The following is a 19,907-nucleotide window of genomic DNA, read 5'->3' as shown; positions in this document are numbered from 1 at the left end:
CCGCCGCTTCGCCACAAAAAAGAACGGCCGTTCGCCACCCATCCGTGCCGCTAATGCTGCGCTGGGCATTCGCCATCGGCGGCTGGGTGGCGCCGGGCGCGACCCTGCGCCAGGCGTCGCGGCTGTTCGCCACGCCGCTGCCGTCCTCGCGCGGCCGCGCGCTGGCCGCGGCCTGCGACGACGCCGGCATCGGCCGGGTCCACAGCCGCGGCGATGCGCTGACCACCTACGCGTGGGGCGATCCGGCCACGCAGCCCTACGTGCTGTTCTCGCACGGCTGGTCCAGCTTCGGCCTGCGCTGCCGGCCGTGGGTGGCGCCGCTGCGCCGGGCCGGCTACGCGGTGGTCGCGTTCGACCATCCCGGCCACGGCCGCAACGAGGGTGGCGCCGCCAACCTGCCCGCGTTCGCCGCCGCGCTGGCGGCGGTGGCGCGGGCGCATGGAGCGCCGGCGGCGGTGGTGGCCCATTCGATGGGCGGCGCCGCGGCGCTGCTGGCGCTGGTCGAGGGATTGCAGGCCGGCCGGGTGGTGCTGCTGGCGCCGGCCGCCGACCTGCGCGCGGCCGGCCGCCGCTTCGGCCGTGCCCTGGGATTGGCGCCGGCGCTGGTGGCGCGCATGTTCGAAGGCTTCGAGCGCCAGCTCGGCCTGCCGGTGGACAGCCTCGCCGCGCATCGGCACGCGCCGGCGCTGGGCCTGCCGGCGCTGGTGGTGCACGACCTGGAAGACGACGAGGTGCCGTGGGAGGAGGGCGAGCGCTACGCCCGCCTGTGGCCCGGCGCGCGCCTGCTGACCACCCGTGGCCTGGGCCACCACCGCATCGCCGGCGAGCCGGCGGTGATCGAGGCCGCGCTGGGGTTCCTGCGCGGCGAGGCGGTGGGCGAGCGCGTGGTGTCCTCGCCCAACCTGCCGTTCGGCATCGGCTGACCCCGCGGCACGCTCGCACCCCGACCGTTTCCGCCGAAAGGAATAGAATCGGACCAGGTTCCCGCAACCCCGGTGCATGCACGCATGAGCACGCCCGCCCGCGACATCCCCGCCGCCGTACGCGCGCAGCCCGTCCCGCTGCGCTTCGTCACCGCCGCCAGCCTGTTCGACGGCCACGACGCGGCGATCAACATCATGCGCCGGCTGATCCAGGCCCAGGGCGTGGAAGTCATCCACCTCGGCCACAACCGCGGCGTCGAGGAGGTGGTCCGCGCCGCCCTGCAGGAGGACGCCGATGCCATCGCCCTGTCCAGCTACCAGGGCGGCCACGTCGAATACTTCAAGTACATGATCGACATGCTGGCGGAGAAGGGCGCCGCGCACGTCCGCGTGTTCGGCGGCGGCGGCGGCACCATCGCCCCCGGGGAGATCGCCGAGCTGGAGGCCTACGGCGTCGAGCGCATCTACCACCCCGACGACGGCATGAAGATGGGCCTGGTGGAGATGATCGAGGACGTCGTCGCCCGCGCCACCGCCGCCCGCGACCGCCGCGCAGGTGACGACGGGAATGCGGATGCCGCCACTCCCACCGAGCGGACCCGCCCTTTCGCCGCTGTTCGCGGAACCTTAGCGAATGCCACGGCGGCCCCCGCGCCCGGACGCCTGCCCGGCGGTCATGTCGCCAGCCGGCAGGCGTCGAGACCGGCGGAAGCCACGGGCGCCGCCTTCGACGAGGCCGCCATCGGCCGCATGCTGAGCGCGATCGAGGACGGCCGATACGCCGAACCGGAGTTGTCGAAGTTGCGCCAGCAATGGCAGCGCGCCGCCGGCCGCACGCCCGTCGTCGGCATCGCCGGCACCGGCGGCGCGGGCAAGTCCTCGGTCACCGACGAACTGCTCAACCGGTTCCTGTCCAGCTTCCCGGCCATGCGCATCGCCGTGGTCTCGGTCGACCCCACCCGTCGCCGCAGCGGCGGCGCCCTGCTGGGCGACCGCATCCGCATGAACGCCCTGCGCAGCCGCCGCGTCTACATGCGTTCGATGGCCACCCGTCGGCGCAACGTGTCCACCAACGCCGTGCTCAAGGACTGCATCGCCTTCCTGCGCAGCCTGGGCTTCGACCTGGTGATGGTGGAGACCGCCGGCATCGGCCAATCGGATTCGGAGATCGTGGACCTGGTCGACCTGCCGGTCTACGTGATGACCTCCGACTACGGCGCGGCCAGCCAGTTGGAGAAGATCGACATGCTCGACTTCGCCGAGCTGGTCGTGCTGAACAAATACGACCGTCGCGGCGCCGAGGACGCCCTGCGCGACGTGCGCAAGCAGTGGCGGCGCAATCGCAACGCCTTCGCCGCGAAGGACGAGGACATCCCGGTCCATCCCACCATCGCCAGCCAGTTCAACGACCCCGGCATCACCTGGATGTTCGTCAACCTGTGCCGGCTGCTGCGGCAGAACCCCGGCCTGCCCCCCTCCGCGGCGGCCCCTTCTGCGGGCCGCTGCGACTTCGATCCGCGGATCGACACCACGTTGAAGGAGCCTCGCGCCACGGTGCTCATCCCGCCCGCGCGGGTACGCTACCTGGCCGAGATCGCCGAACAGGGCAGGGCGATCAACCGCCGCATCGAGAGCGAGGCGCAGGTGGCCAGCCGTGCCCAGCGCTATTGGGAAGTGCTGCGCGAGCTGGACGACCCGCACCTGCCCGAATTCCTGGAGCCGTACCCCGCTGCCGTGCTGCTGGAAGCGCGCGATTCCCTCCCTGCCGGCGCCCATGCCATGGGCGCTGGCCCCGACGAAACGGCGTCTTCCGGTGCGGCCGCCATGTCGGCCGACGAAGGTGCGGCGACGGGGCCGGGCATCGGGCCGCACACGGATGGGCTCCTGTGGTTGCGCCAGCGCTACGACGACGCGGTGCAATCGCTGTCCTCCGAATCGCTGGCCCTGCTGCGCGGGTGGCCCGCGCGCCTGGGCTCCATCACCGACGACACCGCCGAATACCGGGTCCGCGGCAAGCCGGTCCGCGTGGAGAACTACCGCCAGTCGCTCAGCCACCGGAAGATCCCCAAGATCGCCGCCCCCATCTACCGGGACTGGGGCGAACGGCTCGCCTTCCTCGGCAAGGAGAACCTGCCCGGCAGCTATCCGTATACCGGCGGCGTCTACCCCTACCGCCGCACCGCCGAGGACCCGATCCGCATGTTCGCCGGCGAGGGCACGCCCGAGCGCACCAACCGCCGCTTCCACTACCTGTCCGCCGGGCAGCCGGCCGTGCGCCTGTCCACCGCGTTCGATTCGGTCACCCTGTACGGCGAGGACCCGGCCCCGCGCCCGGACATCCACGGCAAGATCGGCAACTCAGGGGTCAACGTCCCGACCCTGGACGACATGAAGAAGCTGTATTCCGGCTTCGACCTGTGCGCGCCGACCACCAGCGTGTCGATGACCATCAACGGCCCGGCGCCGATGATCCTGGCGATGTTCATGAACACCGCCATCGACCAGCAGGTGGAGAAGCACCTCAAGGCCGACCCGCAGCGCTGGGCGCAGGCACGGCGAAGGATCGACGCCTTCTTCGAAGGCAGGGAACGCCCCCGCTACCACGGCCAGTTGCCGCCCGGGAACGACGGCCTCGGCCTGGCCCTGCTCGGCGTCACCGGCGAGCAACTGGTGGACGCCGGCACCTATGCCGCGATCGAGGCCGATACCCTCAGGACGGTGCGCGGCACCGTCCAGGCCGACATCCTCAAGGAGGACCAGGCCCAGAACACCTGCATCTTCAGCACCGAGTTCGCCCTGCGCATGATGGGCGACATCCAGCAGTACTTCGTCGACCACCAGGTCCGCAACTTCTACTCGGTGTCCATCTCCGGCTACCACATCGCCGAGGCCGGGGCGAACCCGATCAGCCAGCTCGCCTTCACCCTGTCCAATGGCTTCACCATCGTCGAGTACTACCTGGCGCGCGGCATGCACATCGACGACTTCGCGCCCAACCTGAGCTTCTTCTTCAGCAACGGCATGGACCCGGAGTACGCCGTCATCGGCCGCGTCGCCCGCCGCATCTGGGCCCGCGCGATGCGCGAGCGCTACGGCGGCAACGAGCGCAGCCAGATGATGAAGTACCACATCCAGACCAGCGGCCGCTCCCTGCACGCGCAGGAGATCCAGTTCAACGACATCCGCACCACGCTGCAGGCCTTGTACGCCCTGTTCGACAACTGCAACAGCCTGCATACCAACGCCTACGACGAGGCGGTCACCACGCCCACCGAGGACAGCGTGCGCCGCGCCGTGGCCATCCAGATGATCATCAACCAGGAGCTGGGCCTGAATTACTGCGAGAACCCCTGGCAGGGCAGCTTCGCCGTGGAGTACCTGACCGACCTGGTCGAGGAGGCGGTCTACAAGGAGTTCGAGGCCATCAGCGAGCGCGGCGGCGTGCTCGGCGCCATGGACACCATGTACCAGCGCGGCAAGATCCAGGAAGAGTCGATGTACTACGAGCACAAGAAGCACGATGGCTCGCTGCCGCTGGTGGGGGTCAACACCTTCCTGCCCAAGGAACATGCAGGCGAAGTCGCCACCGGGATCGAGCTGATCCGCTCCACCGAGGCCGAGAAGGCCCAGCAGATCGAGAACGTGCGCGGCTGGCAGGCTTCGCGCAACCGGCTGGCGCCGGAAGGGGAGACCGGTCACGGCCATCGGGTGGAGGAGGGCGAGGGCGCCGGCGAGGTGCACGACGGCCACGGCCTGGCGTATCTTCAGGATACGGCGCGCAGGCGGGGGAACGTCTTCGCGGCGCTGATGGAGGCGGTGAAGACGCATAGCCTGGGCCAGATCAGCCATGCGTTGTACGACGTGGGCGGGGAGTATCGGCGGAATATGTAGGCCCCTGCCTCCGTGGGAATATCCCAGCGCAAGCATCCAGCGCAGTCCGGGCAGGCGATGCCAAGTGCGATGAAGTCGGGATCGCATCCTCCAAGTTAGCGCGCAGGCTGGGGTCAAGACCGGCGAACGATTGGACAGACTCGTGGCTTCCGGCCATCTCGAACTCAGGGACGGCAACTACTGCCTGACCGACGCAGGCAAGCAGGCGGGCGGTGAGTTCCGGATGAGCCAGCGTTTCGGCCCGTACTTCCTGTGGTCCGAGACGTTCTCGATCTGACGAAGCAAAGGGATGGAGAAGCCGGCCCCCCGGCGTGGACTCCGCCGTCGGGCCACGGGCATGGCATCCTCGCCGGTATCGGTATCGGTATCGGTATCGGTATTTGGGAGTCGCGGAAAATGAATCTGCTGCAATCCCCGGCAGCAAGGATGGGCATGTCGATCGCCGTTGCCACCGGCCTCTACGGCGTGTCGTTCGGCGCCTTGGGCGTGGCGGCCGGGCTCGGCGTCTGGCAGACGATGGCGCTGAGCCTGCTGATGTTCACCGGCGGCTCGCAGTTCGCCTTCATCGGGGTGGTGGCCGGCGGTGGCGCGGGCCCGGCCGCGTTCGGCGCGGCCACGCTGCTGGGCGTGCGCAACGCGGTGTACGCCATGCAGTTGAACGCAATGCTGCGGCCGCGGGGCTGGCGCAGGCTGGTGGCCGCGCAGCTCACCATCGACGAATCGGCCGCCACCGCCGCCGGGCAGATCGATCCGGACGAACAGCGGCGCGGATTCTGGGCGGCGGGGCTGGGCATCTTCATCCTCTGGAACGTGTTCACCCTGGCCGGCGCCGTGCTGGGCGATGCGCTGGGCGATCCGCGCCGATGGGGGTTGGACGGAGCGGCGGTGGCGGCTTTCCTCGGCCTGCTGTGGCCGCGCCTGCGCCAGCGCGAGCCGGTGGCGCTGGCGGTGGTGTGCGCGATGGTCACGCTGCTGGCGATGCCCTGGGTGCCGTCCGGCATTCCCATCCTGCTCGCGGCGCTGGTGGCGGCGCTATGGGGCTGGTTCAGCCGGGGACCGGCGGACGAGGGGCTCGAACCGGACATCGAGCCGGGCCGCCGCGCGACCGGGCAGGAGCCGCGCCGATGCCGCTGACCGCATGGTTGTTGCTGGCCTGCGCCGCCGCGTATGCGACCAAGCTGGCCGGCTACCTGGTGCCGCCGCGCTGGCTGGAGAACGCGCGCACGACCCGCGTCGCCGGCACGCTGACCATCGGCCTGCTGGCCTCGCTGACCGCGATGAACGCTTTCGGCAGCGGCGCGGGGCTGGCCCTGGACGCGCGGCTCGGCGCGCTGCTGGTAGCGGGGGTTGCGCTGTGGCTGCGTGCGCCGTTCCTGCTGGTGGTGGCGGCGGGAGCGGCCGCGGCCGCGCTGTTGCGGTGGGCCGGCCTGGAGTGACGCGACGGTGCGGGGCGGCATCGGCCGCCCTGGGCCTGGACGGCTCGGATGAGCCGCGACGGCGGAAGGCGCCGGCATGGGTTGGCTACCCGCGTCGCCGTGACCTCGGCACGCATGGCGGCGGCACGCATGGCGGCGCGGCACAGGATGTCCCCGGCCGGCACCGGGCGGGCGTCGGCGTCCACCCGGATGCAGGCCGCCCGCGGCCCAGGGCCGCTCATTCCTGCGGGGGAGTCGTCCCGGTCTTGGACTCCTGCGCGGCGCGCTTCTTGGCGTCCTTTTCGTCCTGCTTCTTCTTCTTGGCAAGTTCGCGCTGTCTCTTTTCGAACGAATAGTTGGGCTTGGCCATGGATACTCTCGTGGTAGGGGAAGAGCAGTGTAAGTGCTGGGTTCGGGTCGTATCCAGGCCCGGGCGGAACGCGGACGGGCCGTTTTGCCGCGTTGCGCGGGCTCTTGGCGTCCTTGGAGCGGGCCAATCGGCGCCGTTCGGTGAAGTTGCCGCGCCCTGCGCAGCCGGCTAACGTGCCTACCCATTGGCCTGGAACGGTTGCCGCAAGAGGGGATTTCGATGTCCAGAACCGCAGGGGTGGCGGTTGCGATGTGGCTGGCGCTGGCGGCGATCGTGCCGCACGCCGCGGCCCAGGCTCCGGGAATCTCCGCCGCCGAGCAGGTCGCGCGGATGGGTGCCGGGGTCAACATCCTGGGATACGACCCCTATTGGCGCGACGGCGGCCAGGGCAACTACCGGGAGGAGCATTTCAAGGCCATCCACGACGCCGGCTTCCGGACCGTGCGCGTGGTGCTGTTCACTTTCCGGCACCTGGACGAGGCCGGGACGCTCGACCCGGCCTGGCTGGAGAAGCTCGATTGGGTCGTGGCGATGGGGAAGAGGCACGGCCTCGTCGTCGTCCTCGACGTGCACGACTTCGACGATTGCGCGAAGGACATGGCCGGTTGCGTCCCCCGGCTGGAGAAAGTCTGGTCGCAACTGGCCGCGCGGTATGCGGACGAGCCCGATTCCCTGGTCTTCGAACTGCTCAACGAGCCGCACGGCCAGCTCGACGCGGACGCGTGGAACGCGCTGTTCCCGCAATTGCTGCGCATCGTGCGTGCCAGCAACCCCACCCGCAACGTCGTCATCGGGCCGGTGGGCTGGAACGGCTTCCGCTACCTCGATCCGTTGGAACTGCCCGAGGACGACCGCCACCTGATCGCCACCTTCCACTACTACGAGCCCTTCGACTTCACCCACCAGGGCGCGGACTGGGTCGGTCCGGAAATCTCCGGCCTCAAGGACGTGCCGTTCGGCACGCCAGGGCAGATTGCCCAGATCGGCAAGGATTTCGACGCGGTGAAGGCCTGGTCGCTCAAGCACGACCGCCCGATCCTGCTGGGCGAGTTCGGCGCCTACGACCGGGCCCCGATGGAGGGGCGCGTGCTGTGGACCGCCACCGTGGCGCGCGCCGCCGAAGCGCGCGGCTTCGCCCATGCCTACTGGCAGTTCTCCAGCGATTTCGTGCTCTACGATTTCGAAAAGCAGGCCTGGGTGGAGCCGATCCTGCGCGCGATCATCCCCGATTCGAAGGTCTTGCCCGAGTGAGCGGCACTACGATCGGGTAAGCGCGCCAGTGGGCTGCACGGCGGGCCGGAAGCAGCCCGCCATGCCGGCCCGGGTGATCGACGTCCTCAGCGAGGGCGTCCTCATGGCCCTCGGCGGCCGCCCACGGTGTTCCCCATCGGGCCGTGGGCGGGTGCGCGGGTACGGTCGTCGACCGCCTCCTTCCCACCGGCATGGCCGACGGGGTGACACGCGCCGGGCACGAAGAACCCGACGGGCCGTGGTCTTCCTATTTCTTCTTCTGCAGCAGCCCGTGCATCTTCAGCCAGCTCACGTAGGCCTCGAACCAGCCGGTGCTGGTGGTGTCCTTCGGGTACATGCCGAAGCCGTGGCCGCCGCGCTCGTAGAAGTGGAACTCCACCGGGCGACCGGCTGCGCGCCAGCTTTCGATCAGGCCGAAGCCGCTGTTGGCGAACAGGCCGTCGTCGGCGGCCAGGGCGACGAACAGCGGCGGGGCGTCGGCGGGTACCTTCGCTGGCGAGAGCGGGCCGTAGATGTCGGCCACGAAGGCGGGCCTGGCATCCTCGCCGGCGAGCGTGGTGACCATCGTGAGCATGGCGCCGGCGGAAAAGCCGATCATGCCGATCCGGTCCGGATCCACGTGCCACTCGGCAGCGCGGCTGCGCACCAGCGCGAACGCGGCGCGCGAGTCGGCCAGTTGCGGGGCCAGGCCGGATGCCGCTTCGGCGGCGTCCGGCTGGCGCGCGGGGCGCGGGCCGGCAAGCATGTCCCGGATCGCCTGGCCGAAGCCTTCCAGGTCGGCCGGGGTCTGGTTGAGGCGGTACTTCAGGACGAAGGCGGCCACGCCGCGGTCGGCCAGCGCGCGTGCCACGTCCCAGCCCTCGTTCTCCATCGACAGCGAGCGGAAGCCGCCGCCCGGTGCCACGATCACGGCGGCGCCGGTGGCCTTGGCCGGGTCGGGAAGGAACGGCGTGAGCGTGGCCTCGATGACGTTGCGGGCGAAGACGCTGCCGTACTGGCTGTGCCAGGACTCGGGGACCTTGGCTTCCGGCAGCGGGCCGGTTCCGAGCGGGATGGCAGTGGGCTGGGCCGGCGTCGCGATCGGTGTCATCGCATCGTTCTGGGCACTTGCCGGCGCCAGGCCGGCGCAGAACAGTGCCAGCACCAGGGCCATGGGCGCGCTGCCCCGGACCGCTCGGCCGAACGCGTGCAGGAGGCGTGTTGTCCGAATCATTGCGTTTCTCCGGTTGGGAAGAGCGTGGCATGGGCGCCGCGCACGAGCGGGCCGTACCGGGATGTCGCGCCGGCTGTCGTGCCGATTCCCCGGCACGCGGCGCCTGGATGCAAAGCGGGCCGAGCATACGCCAGGGAAATCCCCTTCCTCGCCCGCACCCAAAAATAGACATGAGGCATAACCCTTTTGGAATCGCAGGGCGCGCCGGCACCGGATACGCTGCACCGTCGGCTTCGAACACCATCGAAACCGCGGGAGAATTGGGGAATGACGCATCCGCTGCTGCGCGCCGTCACGATCATGCTGGCGCTTGCGCTGTCCACCGCCATGCCGGCCATCGCCGTGGAGGGTTCGCAGGCTGCGGCCGATCCGGTGCAGCCGGCCGAGGCCATGGCCGCCACGCTGGTGGCACGCATGTCCACCGAGGAGAAGCTGGGGCAGTTGCTCAACACCGCGCCGTCCATCCCGCGCCTGCAGGTGCCCGCCTACAACTGGTGGACCGAGTCGCTGCACGGGGCGATGGGCACGGTGCCCACCACCAACTTCGCCGAGCCGATCGGGCTGGCCGCCACCTTCGACGACGCCCTGGTCCAGCGCGTCGGCGCGGTGATCGCCACCGAGGTCCGCGGCCTGCATGCGCTGGCGCGGCAGACCGGGCGCACTGGCCGCATCGGCACCGGGCTGAACACCTGGTCGCCCAACGTCAACATCTTCCGCGACCCGCGCTGGGGCCGTGGGCAGGAGACCTACGGCGAGGACCCGTTCCTGGCCGCGCGCATGGCGGTGGCCTACGTCAAGGGCGTGCAGGGCGAGCACCCGGACCGGTTCGACGTGGTGGCCACGCCCAAGCACTACGCCGTGCACAGCGGTCCCGAGTCGACCCGGCACCATGCCAACGTCTACGTCTCCAGGCACGACCTGGAGGACACCTATTTGCCGGCCTTCCGCGCGGCCATCGTCGAGGGCGGCGCGGGCTCGATCATGTGCGCCTACAACCGCGTCGACGGCCAGCCGGCCTGCGCCAACGACCTGCTGCTGAAGGACTACCTGCGCGATGCCTGGTCGTTCAAGGGCTACGTGGTGTCCGACTGCGACGCGGTCGCCGACATCCGCGTCCACCACCACTATGCGCCCGATGCCGCATCGGCGGTCGCGGCCGCGCTGCGCTCGGGCGTGGACAACGAGTGCAACGGCGCCACCCTGGTCGACACCGACGGCCTGACCACGCCCTACCGGCAGGCGCTGGAACGCGGGCTGGTCTCGATGACCGACATCGACCGTGCGCTGGTGCGGCTGTTCGCCGCGCGCTATCGCACGGGCGACCTGCCCGGCCTGCGCCCGCCGTCCACCGACACCGCCTCGCCGGCCGACATCGCCCGCCCGAACCATGCCGCCCTGGCGCTGGAGGCGGCGGAGAAGAGCCTGGTGCTGCTCAAGAACGAGGGCGTGCTGCCGTTGCGGCCCGGCGCGCGGATCGCGGTGATCGGGCCGCTGGCCGACGCGACCCGCGTGCTGCGCGGCAACTACTCCTCGCCGCAATCCGGCCCGCCGGTGTCGGTGGTGGAGGGATTGCGGCGCACCATGCCCGCCGCGCAGGTGCGCCACGTGCCGTTCGGCGCAAGCTTCACCGACGGCGATCCGGTACCGGGCAGCGCACTGCTCACGCCCGACGGCAAGCCGGGCCTGCTGGCGCGCTACTACAACGCCGCCGCGGTGCCGCCGGCCCGGTTCGCGCCGGGCGAACTGGATGCGTGGATCGCCAGGACCGGGTTCGAGGGCGCGCCGGTGGCGACCCGGGTCGAGCCGGACGTCAACTCCCGCAGCCTGGACCTGGCCCAGGTGCGCGACGTGCACCGGGTCCGGTGGACCGGCTACCTGGTGCCCCCGGAGACGGGTACCTACCGGCTCGGCATCGGCGGCTTCAATGGCGAGATGACCTTCGACGGGCAGCCGTTCGTCGACCTGAGCAAGGCCTCCTGGAACAGCCTGCCGACGATGAAGACCGTGCGCCTCGAAGCAGGCCGGCGCTATCCGATAACGGTCACCACCGAAGCCCGGATCCTGGCCGGCATCGGGCTGCTGTGGAAGCGGATCTCGGAAGCGCCCGAGGCGGAGATGCGCGCGGCGGCGGCCGACAGCGACGTGCTGGTGGCGGTGGTCGGCCTCACCTCGGACCTGGAGGCCGAGGAAGCGCCGATCGAGGTGCCCGGCTTCAAGGGCGGCGACAAGACCAGCCTGGACCTGCTCGCCGACCAGCAGGCGCTGCTGCAGGCGGCCAGGGCGACCGGCAAGCCGCTGGTGGTCGTGCTGATGAACGGCAGCCCGATCAACCTGGCCTGGGCCAAGCAGCATGCCGACGCGATCATCGAGGCCTGGTATCCGGGCCAGTCGGGCGGACTGGCCGTCGGCAACGTCATCGCCGGCCACGTCAATCCCGCCGGGCGCCTGCCGCTGACGTTCTACCGCTCGGTGGACGACCTGCCGCCGTTCGACGACTACGACATGCGTGGGCGCACGTATCGCTACTTCGAGGGCACGCCGGTGTACCCGTTCGGCCATGGCCTGAGCTACACCCGCTTCGCCTACGCGCCGCTGCGGCTGCAGGCGGCGCAGGGCGGCGCGGGCGAGGGCCTGCGGGTGACGACGGAGGTGCGCAACACCGGCGACCGCACCGGCGACGAGGTGGCCCAGCTCTACCTGGACTTCCCCGATGTCGAAGGCGTCCCGCGCATCGCGCTGCGGGGCTTCAAGCGCGTGCACCTTGCGCCGGGCGAGCGCCGCACGCTCCAGTTCGAGCTCGATTCCCGCGACCTGAGCGCGGTGACCGTCGAGGGCGGGCGCCAGGTGATGCCGGGACGCTACCGCGTGTTCGTCGGTTCGGGCCAGCCCGGCACCGGCGTGGCGGGGCAGGAGGCGGGCTTCGATGTCGACCGGGTGCGGCCGGTGGCGCGCTGAGGGACGCGGGCCGGTCGCGCGTGCGCTCCGGGCCGTGGCCCGGGGCCGGAAGCCCGCGCGGCGCGCGCGCGCCGCGGCGCCGGTTCACGCGTCGGGCGGCTGCACATACAGCCGCTGGCAGGCCCCGCACCAGAACGCGCGCCGCTTGGCCCTGCCCAGGTGTTTGCGGTAGCTCAGCCGGGTGCCGTCGCGCGGGCACAGCGTCCTGGTGTGCACCTGGTAGTGCTGCCTGAGCACGAAGGCCTTCTTCCAGCGGTAGAAGTCGAAGCTGTACTCGCGGGCCTGCTTCACCAGCTCCGCCAGCTTGCGCGGCGGCAGCGCGCCCACCCGGCTCTCGGGATGGACGCGGATGCGGTGCAGCACCTCGTTCTTGATGATGTTGCCCACGCCGGCGAACACGTCCTGGTCGAGCAGGGCGTCGGCGGCCAGCGCCTGCGGCTGCGCCCGCAGCTTGCGCCGCGCGGCGGCCGCGTCCCAGGCGTCGTTCATCACGTCGGCGCTCCAGTCGTAGGCGTCGTCCAGGTCGCCCTCGATGAAGCGCACCGAGCACGCGTAGAAGTTCAGCGCCCGGCCCTTGCCGAAGTCCAGGCCCAGCCGCGGCGGCGCGTCCTTGGCCTCGTCGATGCGGTAGCTGCCGAACAGCAGGAAGTGGATCCGCACGCTGAAGCCGTCGAACTCCAGCAGGAAGTGCTTGCCCCAACTGCGCACGCCCAGCAGCGTGCGGCCCGCCAGGCGGCCGATGTCCTGCGTGCTGTTGCCGCTCACGCGCAGGACCTTGCGTCCCGCGAAGTGCGCCGCCGCCTCGCGCAGGATGACGATGGAAGGGCCCTCGGGCCTGGGCCGAGTATCACCGTGGCCGGTGTAGCCGGCGTCAACCGGCCACGGCGGGGATCAGCCCTGCGTTCCCCGCCGCGCCGCCTCGATCGCCGCGATGTCGATCCTGCCCATTGTCATCATCGCCTCGAACGCGCGCTTGGCCGCCGCCGGGTCGGGATCGGCGATGGCCTCGGTCAGCGCGCGCGGGGTGATCTGCCACGATAGCCCCCACTTGTCCTTGCACCAGCCGCAGGCGCTTTCCTGGCCGCCGTTGCCGACGATGGCGTTCCAGTAGCGGTCGGTCTGGGCCTGGTCCTGGGTGGCGACCTGGAACGAGAACGCCTCGCTGTGCTTGAACGCCGGTCCGCCATTGAGGCCCAGGCAGGGGATGCCGAGCACGGTGAACTCCACCGTCAGCACGTCGCCCCGCCGGCCGGAGGGGTAGTCGCCCGGTGCGTGGTGCACGGCGGTCACCGCGCTGTCCGGGAAGGTGGCGGCATAGAAGGTGGCCGCGTCCAGCGCCGCGCCGTCGAACCACAGGCAGATCGTGTTCCTGGCGGTCATGTTCGTACTCCCGGGTCGGGGCAGGTCGGCGCAGAGCGTATAACGCCCCGGCTAAAGACGGGGTCAAGCCACAGCCCCGCCGGGTTGTTGCCTGCCGGGCAGGCGGCTACCTTGTCGGTTCCGGGCCGCGGATCCAGGACAATGGGGCCAGGTTCGCTTCCTGCTTTCTGGAGTCGGTGCTTTGAGCGCAGTTGCTTCGGTCGATCTTGCTTCCCAGGTGGTCCTCGTCACCGGAGGGGCCCGCGGCCTCGGTGCCGCCCTCAGCCGCGCCTTCGCCGGGCAGGGCGCCCGCGTGGTGGCGAACTACCGCCGCAGCCGCGACGCCGCACTGGCCCTGCAGCGGGAATTCGGCGCCGACCGCGTGCTGCCGGTGCAGGCCGACGTGACCGATCCGGCGCAGGTGGCCGCGATGATCGCCCAGGCGCGGGTGCACTTCGGCGCGCCGGTGACCACCGTGGTCAACAATGCCCTGGTCGACTTCGTCTTCGACGGCGATGCGCGCCCGTCCGGCGCGGAGATCGGCTGGGAGCGCTTCGCCGCGCAGTTCGAAGGCAGCGTGCGCGGCGCGCTCAACACGGTGCAGGCGGCGGTGCCGGGCATGCGCGAGGCGGGCTTCGGCCGGGTCGTCAACATCGGCACCAACCTGTTCCAGAACCCAGTGGTGCCGTACCACGATTACACCGCGTCCAAGGCGGCGCTGCTGTCGCTGACCCGTACCCTGGCCGCCGACCTGGGACCGGACGGGATCACGGTGAACATGGTCTCCGGCGGCCTGCTGCGCACCACCGATGCCAGCGCCGCCACGCCCGAGGCGGTGTTCGACCTGATCGCCGCCAGCACGCCGCTGCGCCGGGTCACCACCCCGGCCGAGTTCGCCGACGCGGTACTGTTCTTCGCTTCTCCCTGGTCGCGCGCCGTGACCGGCCAGAACCTGGTGGTGGATGGGGGGCTGGTGAAGGATTGAGGCCTAATGGATGGCCGAAGTAGGCAGGGGAGGGCCATCCCTTCCTACTTGTCTACGCTTGGATACTTCTGGGCGACGGCTTGCGCGATCAGGGTGCGTGTCGTCCCGTCGAGTATCTCCTCGCCAGACAGCAGGAACTCGGCGCCGCGCCCCATGGGCGTGAAAACCCTGATATCGCTCTTACGCGCCCCTTCGAGCCTCTCGACCCACCAGCCAGGGAGTGCGATCGCGGGAATCACCGGCACGTCCCGACCCAAGCTTTCCTTCAGGTAGCGCCCGAGCCACTGGGATTGGCGGCGCGCCTGCTCGATAACCTTGGTGCTGCGGAAGTCTGGGAACTGCAGCGAGTTGCCGTCAAAGGCAACCTTGTAGTGGGAGCTGTCGCTGGAGCCGGCCGGCTTCCGGAACGACTTGGTTTCTACGGCATAGACCGCGCGTGGGGCGATCACTATGTGATCGATATTGAAGTTCTCGCAGGGCATGTCGTGGGCGACGATGCACTTGGGGCCCATCAGCCGATTGAGCAGTTGCCCGGTGATCTGTTCAGCGATTTGGCCTTCCTTCGCCGCCATGTAGGCGCCGTAGCTACGGGCATACATCCAAAGTCCGTATCCGAACACGCCGATGCCGGCCGTCAGGAACAGCGCCTCGTCAAAGCCGAATCGGACGGACCTCCAGTCCACGTGATGGATCGACCAAGCACCCAACGTGAGCGGAAGCGAGAAGTACATGAGGATGAAGGCGAAGCTCAGGTTCTCGCCATGATCGATGGTCCGGGCCATGAGCTGCTGGCCGGGCAGGTTCGCAATCTTCTTTCCTCGTAGCGGTGATCGCCGATTGTTCCGGCGGCGTATGGCCTTGATGATCAAGACGCCGGAGAGCAACAGGATGGCCGAAACCAGCGAGGTGGCGAATAGCACAAGATTCGAGATCACATCGGTTCCTTCCGTGAATCAAAGAGTCACCCGCCTACACGGGCCGAATAGGTGATGGCGTCAAGTCGGCAATGCCCGGCGATGGCGCCATGCAGGTTGAACAGGCGCGGCCTGTCGCGAAAGTTGAACAGTCGATAGAGCCGGTAATGCGCGGCATCGGCCTCGGAGCGCGCCAATTCGTTGCGGCTGACGAAGAACGGGGTGAGTTCTCCAAACGCCGTTGTCTTCACCTCGATCAAGCGCTCGCGGCCGTCTTCCTCGAAGGACAGCACGTCGTAGCCCAGCCCATCGCCCTGCGTAGCGGCGACGTGTTCGACGCGCTCGCTCAGCGCCTTCCTGCCGGCTGCATGCAGTCGCCGTGCCTCCAGCTCCAGCACGAACAGTTCGCCGGCGCGGCCGAGGGACCGGTTGCGCGCTTCCTGGGCCAGGTAGTCGCGGCGGGCGGCGGAGAAATTCGGGGCATAGGGCGCGGGATCCTCGCGCACGTGCTGCTGCTTAGGGGCAGGCACCCAGATGCCGGCGGTGTCGGCGAGGGCGATTTCGGCGGCCGGGCGTAGTACGGCGGCCTGGGCGGCTTCTTGCACGGTAGCGCTGGCTTGCACTTGCGCTTCCACCACGTCCAGCAGCAGGGCCTGATAATTATGGCGCGGCTTGTAGCCTTTGATGCCGGGATAACCCAGTGCCAGCATCACCGCGCTGATGTTGCAGTGCTTGAACTCGATGGATGGGCGGCTGCGGCCATCCAGCCTCTGCAGCAGGATGTTGGCGTGCTCGGTCTTGCTGTAGCGCTGGCCGTTGAGCTCCAGGGTCAGCATGCGCAGGTAATCCGCTACGCAGGCTTCCACTTCGCTGCGTGACCAGTCGTCGCCGGTTGCCATGTGCCCGCTCCCCCAGCGGTATCCCGATTCTGGCCAGGATAACGCAGTCCGCTTTGCGGTACCGGCACGGACAAGTCGCCGGTGGCGACGGAGCGCCGGCAAGCGGTCGGCCAGATTCCCTGGGACCCGCCCCCCCGAAGCCACCAAAGCAAAACGCCCCATGCGGGGCGTTTTTCGTTCGGATCCGTGGCTGGCTGGCGCAGGCGGGCTGGCGCGGATTGCGTGGCTGGCGCGCGGACGCGCGGGCTACGTGGCGCGCAGTCTAGCCAGCCCGGGAAACCCGTGTTCGAACGGGAAACATTCTCAATTGCGTGGCGGCAGCGGCAGCTCGATGTCGAGGAAGCTGGCCACGCGGGTATGGCCGTGCGCGGCTTCGCCCTGGCGCGGTTGCGGGTAGTCCTCGCGGCGGTCGACCAGCACGGTCTGCAGCCCGGCCGCGCGCGCCGCGTCCAGTTCCTCGGTCACGTCGGACAGGAACAGGATGGCGTGCGGCGTCTCGCCGATGGCCTGGGCGATACGGGTGTAGCTGTCGGCCTCGCGCTTGCCGCCGACCTGGGTGTCGTACCAGCCGGAGAACAGCCCGGTCAGGTCGCCGGCGTCGCTGTGGCCGAAGAACAGCTTCTGCGCCGGCACCGAACCGGAGGAATACACGTACAACGGCAGGCCCAGGGCGTGCCAGCGCTGCAGGGTCTGCGCGGCGTCCGGATAGATCGGCGCGGTGAAGTCGGCATTGCGGTAGCCGGCCTCCCAGACCATGCCCTGCAGCGCCTTGAGCGCGGTGTGCTTGCGGTCCTGGTCGATCCAGCCCTGCAGGGTCTCCACGATCATCTCGTCCTGGCACAGGCCGCCGGCCTCCACCGCCACCTCGTCCAGCCAGCGGCGCACGTCGGGGTCGTGGCCGTGGTGGCGCACGAAGCCGGGCAGGGCGCGGCGTGCGTAGGGGAACAGCACGTCGCGGACGAAGGAGATGCCGCTGGTGGTGCCTTCGATGTCGGTGAGGATGGCGCGGGTCATGGCGGGGGCCTGGAAAAGAAGCGCCCCTCCATGGGGAGGGGCAGGGATGCGGCGAAGGAGCCGGTCAGGCGGTTTCCGGCACGTAGCGCGGGAATTTATGCGCGATGTCGGTACCGGTGAAGTGCCCGACCCAGCCGTCCGGCTCGGTGAAGAAGCGGATCGCCACGAAGCTGGGCTCCTCGCCCATGTCGAACCAGTGCCGGGTGCCGTCGGGCACGGCGATCAGGTCGTCCTTGACGCATTCGATCTCGTAGACCTTGCCGTCCACGTGCAGGGTGAACAGGCCCGAGCCGGCGACGAAGAAACGCACCTCGTCCTCCTTGTGGAAGTGCTCGTCCAGGAACTTCTTGCGCATCTCGGCGCGGCTGGGGTTGTCCGGGGCGATGCTGACCACGTCCACGGTCTTGAACCCGCGCTCGGCGACCAGGCGGTCGATGTCGGCGCGGTAGGCGTCCATGACCTCCTCGGGGCTGGCGCCGGGCGCGATGTCGCGGCTGGCCCGCCAGCGCTCGAAGGTCACGCCGATCTTTTCCAGCTCGGCGGCGATGGCCTGCCCGTCGCGGCTGGCGAACAGGGGCCGGCCCGGGTCGTTTTCGTCGAAGATGCGCAGTCGGCTCATGGGGGGTGTCACCTGCAGTGTGCGATGGCGCGTGGACGCCGCGTGGACTTCCAAGATTACCAGTTGCCGGCGCGCCGGCCGGCAGCGCCGGCGGAACGCTGGGTCAGCCCGGCGTTCCGAGCCTGCGCAGGTCCAGCTCGCAGCCGAGCAGGAACTCGAACGCCTCCAGGTGGCGGCGGGCCTCGGCCATGCTCCGGCCCCAGGCGTACAGCCCATGGCCGTCGATCAGGTAGCCCCACAGCGGCTGGCGGTCGAGCAGGGCATCGACCTGCGCGGCCAGCACGTTCATGTCCTGGGTGTTGGCCAGCACCGGCACGTCGAGCGCGGTCTCGTGGGTGGCGTTGCCCTCGAACGCCTTGAGCAACTCGTAGCCCTCCAGGCGGACGCGGCCCTGCCCGGCGTACAGGCGCGAGGCCACCGTCTGCACCCGCGAGTGGGTGTGCAGCACGCAGCCGATGTCCGGGAAGCGCCGGTACAACTGGGTGTGCAGCAGGGTCTCGGCCGAGGGGCGCAGCGGCCGGCCCACGGCGCGGCCGTCGAGGTCCACGACCATGATGTCGTCCTCGACCAGTCGCCCCTTGTCGCGGCCGGAAACCGTGATCGCGGCGTGGGCATCGTCCAGCCGCAGCGAGAAGTTGCTGCTGGTGGCCGGTGTCCAGCCCAACTGCGACAGCTCGCGCACGTTGGCGATGATCGATTCGGCGCGCTTGCGCAGCGCGGCCGGGTCGTAGGGAAGCTTCTGCTGGGTGGTCATGTCGCGCATTTTAGCGTGCGGCCGGTGGCGGCCGCCGCGTGAATCCCCGGTAGGCCGCCAGCGCCAGCAGCGCGATCACCAGCCCGCCGACCAGGGTCTTGCCGGGCGTGGAATACACCAGCAGGCCGCAGGCCACCAGCGCGCCCATGCCCAGCATCCGCTCGCGCTGGGTGGACGGGCGCTGCGGCGTGCCCAGCAGCAGGCTCAGGCCCGCGGCCACGTACGCCATCACCACCAGGATCACCACCATCTCGATCAGGATCTCGAACTGGTCGGCCACGGTCGGCGAGAGGGTGACCACGGCCAGCGCGGTCATCGACAGGGCGACCACGAACAGCCCGATGCCGGCCGAGCCGTTATGCCGCAGCCGGCCGAACAGCGCGGGCAGGAAGCCGCGCTGCGCCGCGCGCGCGCCGGATTCCCCGGTCACCAGCATCCAGCCGCCGAGCGTGCCAGTGGCCTTCAGCGCCGCGGCCGCGGCGATCAGCAGCACCGCCCACGGCCCGAACATGCGCCCGGCCACCAGGGCGAACGGCGCGCCGGACTCGGCCAACTCGGCCACCGGCACGATGCCCATCATCAGCACCGAGGAGACCAGGTAGACCACGCCGGCGATGGCGATGCCGCCCAGGGTCGCGCGCGGCACGTTGCGGTCCGGGTCGTCGACCACGCCGGCCACCATCGCGCCCGTCTCCAGGCCGATGAAGGCCCAGAAGATCGGCGCCAGCGAGCCCATCACCACCGACAGGTCCGAGCGCCCGGACACGTTCCACGCATCGCGGTACACCGCCGCGTCGAAATGGGCCCAGCCGGCGGTCAGGATCGCCGCCACCGGCAGCAGGCCCAGGACCACGCACATCGACTGGAAGCGGGCGATCGGCCGCGGGCCGAGCAGGTTGAGCGCGAACATCAGCCAGATCAGCGCGATCTGCCCGCCCAGGCGCACGCCGGGGCCGTCGCCGACCGGCAGCCACGCCTGCAGCACCACCACCAGGTAGCCGAACGCGGCCACCGCGATGGCGTTGTTGCCGATCCACGAGGACAGCCAGTACATGGTCGTGGCCAGGAAGCTCACGTCCCGGCCCAGCGAGGGGCGCACGTAGTCGTCGGGCGACTGCAGGTCGGGATGGTGCCTGGCCAGGCGGGCGAAGGCGCCGCCCAGCAGCATCGCCAGCAGCGTGCACAGCAGCCAGCTCAGCGCGGTCACCCCGCCGGACCTGGCCAGCGTGGACGGCAGCAGGAAGAAGCCCGAGCCGATCATGTTGTTGGCGACCACGAAGGTGGCCAGCACCGGGCCGATCTTGCGGGGGGCGATTGCGCTCATCTGCGCGGTTCCCGGAGGGTG

At 70.0% G+C, this 19,907-nt stretch carries 17 protein-coding genes and 1 pseudogene; 8 read left to right on the top strand and 10 right to left on the bottom strand.

The window, feature by feature from the left end; all coding sequences use genetic code 11:
- Nucleotides 1-53 precede the first annotated feature (53 nt).
- From HNR76_RS08155 to HNR76_RS08135, 5 genes are all read left to right on the top strand, one after another.
- Nucleotides 54-923 (top strand): alpha/beta hydrolase, encoded by an 870-nt coding sequence (locus HNR76_RS08155; protein WP_162309611.1) that lies wholly within the window; start codon nucleotides 54-56, stop codon nucleotides 921-923.
- Between the two features lie 84 nt (nucleotides 924-1,007).
- Nucleotides 1,008-4,814 carry a methylmalonyl-CoA mutase family protein gene (locus HNR76_RS08145; protein WP_246429059.1) on the top strand — a complete coding sequence of 1,269 codons (3,807 nt, stop codon included), beginning with the start codon at nucleotides 1,008-1,010 and terminating at the stop codon, nucleotides 4,812-4,814.
- Nucleotides 4,815-4,956: 142 nt separating this feature from the next.
- Nucleotides 4,957-5,091, top strand: a complete 135-nt coding sequence (locus HNR76_RS15590) for a hypothetical protein (protein ID WP_281383375.1) — start codon at nucleotides 4,957-4,959, stop codon at nucleotides 5,089-5,091.
- 155 nt (nucleotides 5,092-5,246) lie between these two features.
- On the top strand, nucleotides 5,247-5,948 hold the full coding sequence (locus HNR76_RS08140) for an AzlC family ABC transporter permease (RefSeq protein ID WP_246429058.1): 702 nt from the start codon (nucleotides 5,247-5,249) through the stop codon (nucleotides 5,946-5,948).
- Nucleotides 5,939-6,250, top strand: a complete 312-nt coding sequence (locus tag HNR76_RS08135; RefSeq protein ID WP_162309609.1) for an AzlD domain-containing protein — start codon at nucleotides 5,939-5,941, stop codon at nucleotides 6,248-6,250. The genes HNR76_RS08140 and HNR76_RS08135 overlap by 10 nt, the downstream gene beginning before the upstream one ends.
- 217 nt (nucleotides 6,251-6,467) lie before the next feature.
- Here the strand turns inward: HNR76_RS08135 and HNR76_RS15585 are convergent, their stop codons facing one another.
- Nucleotides 6,468-6,599 (bottom strand): hypothetical protein, encoded by a 132-nt coding sequence (locus tag HNR76_RS15585; RefSeq protein WP_281383374.1) that lies wholly within the window; start codon nucleotides 6,597-6,599, stop codon nucleotides 6,468-6,470.
- A gap of 219 nt (nucleotides 6,600-6,818) precedes the next feature.
- Between HNR76_RS15585 and HNR76_RS08130 the strand changes: the two genes are divergently transcribed.
- On the top strand, nucleotides 6,819-7,850 hold the full coding sequence (locus tag HNR76_RS08130) for a glycoside hydrolase family 5 protein (RefSeq protein WP_162309608.1): 1,032 nt from the start codon (nucleotides 6,819-6,821) through the stop codon (nucleotides 7,848-7,850).
- A gap of 247 nt (nucleotides 7,851-8,097) precedes the next feature.
- Here HNR76_RS08130 and HNR76_RS08125 read toward each other — a convergent pair whose 3' ends face one another.
- A complete protein-coding gene (locus tag HNR76_RS08125) occupies nucleotides 8,098-9,003 on the bottom strand; it encodes an alpha/beta hydrolase (RefSeq protein WP_246429057.1) in 906 nt (301 codons plus the stop codon).
- A 327-nt stretch (nucleotides 9,004-9,330) separates the two neighbouring features.
- On the opposite strand from HNR76_RS08125, the gene HNR76_RS08120 reads away from it, so the two are divergent.
- Nucleotides 9,331-12,018, top strand: a complete 2,688-nt coding sequence (locus HNR76_RS08120) for a glycoside hydrolase family 3 C-terminal domain-containing protein (RefSeq protein WP_162309606.1) — start codon at nucleotides 9,331-9,333, stop codon at nucleotides 12,016-12,018.
- Nucleotides 12,019-12,102: 84 nt separating this feature from the next.
- Here HNR76_RS08120 and HNR76_RS08115 read toward each other — a convergent pair.
- Together HNR76_RS08115 and HNR76_RS08110 are read right to left on the bottom strand one after the other, a co-directional pair.
- Nucleotides 12,103-12,867: pseudogene (locus HNR76_RS08115) on the bottom strand (DNA-formamidopyrimidine glycosylase family protein); the annotation flags it as partial.
- A 42-nt stretch (nucleotides 12,868-12,909) separates the two neighbouring features.
- Nucleotides 12,910-13,398, bottom strand: a complete 489-nt coding sequence (locus HNR76_RS08110; RefSeq protein ID WP_162309605.1) for a VOC family protein — start codon at nucleotides 13,396-13,398, stop codon at nucleotides 12,910-12,912.
- Nucleotides 13,399-13,579: 181 nt separating this feature from the next.
- On the opposite strand from HNR76_RS08110, the gene HNR76_RS08105 reads away from it, so the two are divergent.
- A complete protein-coding gene (locus HNR76_RS08105) occupies nucleotides 13,580-14,362 on the top strand; it encodes a 3-oxoacyl-ACP reductase (RefSeq protein ID WP_162309604.1) in 783 nt (260 codons plus the stop codon).
- Nucleotides 14,363-14,406: 44 nt separating this feature from the next.
- Here the strand turns inward: HNR76_RS08105 and HNR76_RS15675 are convergent, their stop codons facing one another.
- From HNR76_RS15675 to HNR76_RS08075, 6 genes are all read right to left on the bottom strand, one after another.
- Nucleotides 14,407-15,297, bottom strand: coding sequence for a nuclease-related domain-containing protein (locus tag HNR76_RS15675; protein WP_162309603.1), 891 nt, complete (start codon nucleotides 15,295-15,297; stop codon nucleotides 14,407-14,409).
- A gap of 26 nt (nucleotides 15,298-15,323) precedes the next feature.
- Nucleotides 15,324-16,175 carry a protein NO VEIN domain-containing protein gene (locus HNR76_RS08095; protein ID WP_183982188.1) on the bottom strand — a complete coding sequence of 284 codons (852 nt, stop codon included), beginning with the start codon at nucleotides 16,173-16,175 and terminating at the stop codon, nucleotides 15,324-15,326.
- Between the two features lie 303 nt (nucleotides 16,176-16,478).
- A complete protein-coding gene (mtnC, locus tag HNR76_RS08090; protein ID WP_162309602.1) occupies nucleotides 16,479-17,189 on the bottom strand; it encodes an acireductone synthase in 711 nt (236 codons plus the stop codon).
- A gap of 64 nt (nucleotides 17,190-17,253) precedes the next feature.
- Complete coding sequence (locus HNR76_RS08085) at nucleotides 17,254-17,808, bottom strand: 1,2-dihydroxy-3-keto-5-methylthiopentene dioxygenase (protein ID WP_162309601.1); 555 nt, start codon at nucleotides 17,806-17,808, stop codon at nucleotides 17,254-17,256.
- Nucleotides 17,809-17,911: 103 nt separating this feature from the next.
- Complete coding sequence (locus HNR76_RS08080; RefSeq protein ID WP_162309600.1) at nucleotides 17,912-18,562, bottom strand: methylthioribulose 1-phosphate dehydratase; 651 nt, start codon at nucleotides 18,560-18,562, stop codon at nucleotides 17,912-17,914.
- A gap of 10 nt (nucleotides 18,563-18,572) precedes the next feature.
- Nucleotides 18,573-19,886, bottom strand: coding sequence for an amino acid permease (locus HNR76_RS08075; RefSeq protein WP_162309599.1), 1,314 nt, complete (start codon nucleotides 19,884-19,886; stop codon nucleotides 18,573-18,575).
- Nucleotides 19,887-19,907: the final 21 nt, after the last annotated feature.

Origin of the sequence: Pseudoxanthomonas broegbernensis (assembly GCF_014202435.1) — a bacterium.
Classification (GTDB): domain Bacteria; phylum Pseudomonadota; class Gammaproteobacteria; order Xanthomonadales; family Xanthomonadaceae; genus Pseudoxanthomonas; species Pseudoxanthomonas broegbernensis.
This window is presented reverse-complemented; position numbering and strand designations above follow the sequence as displayed.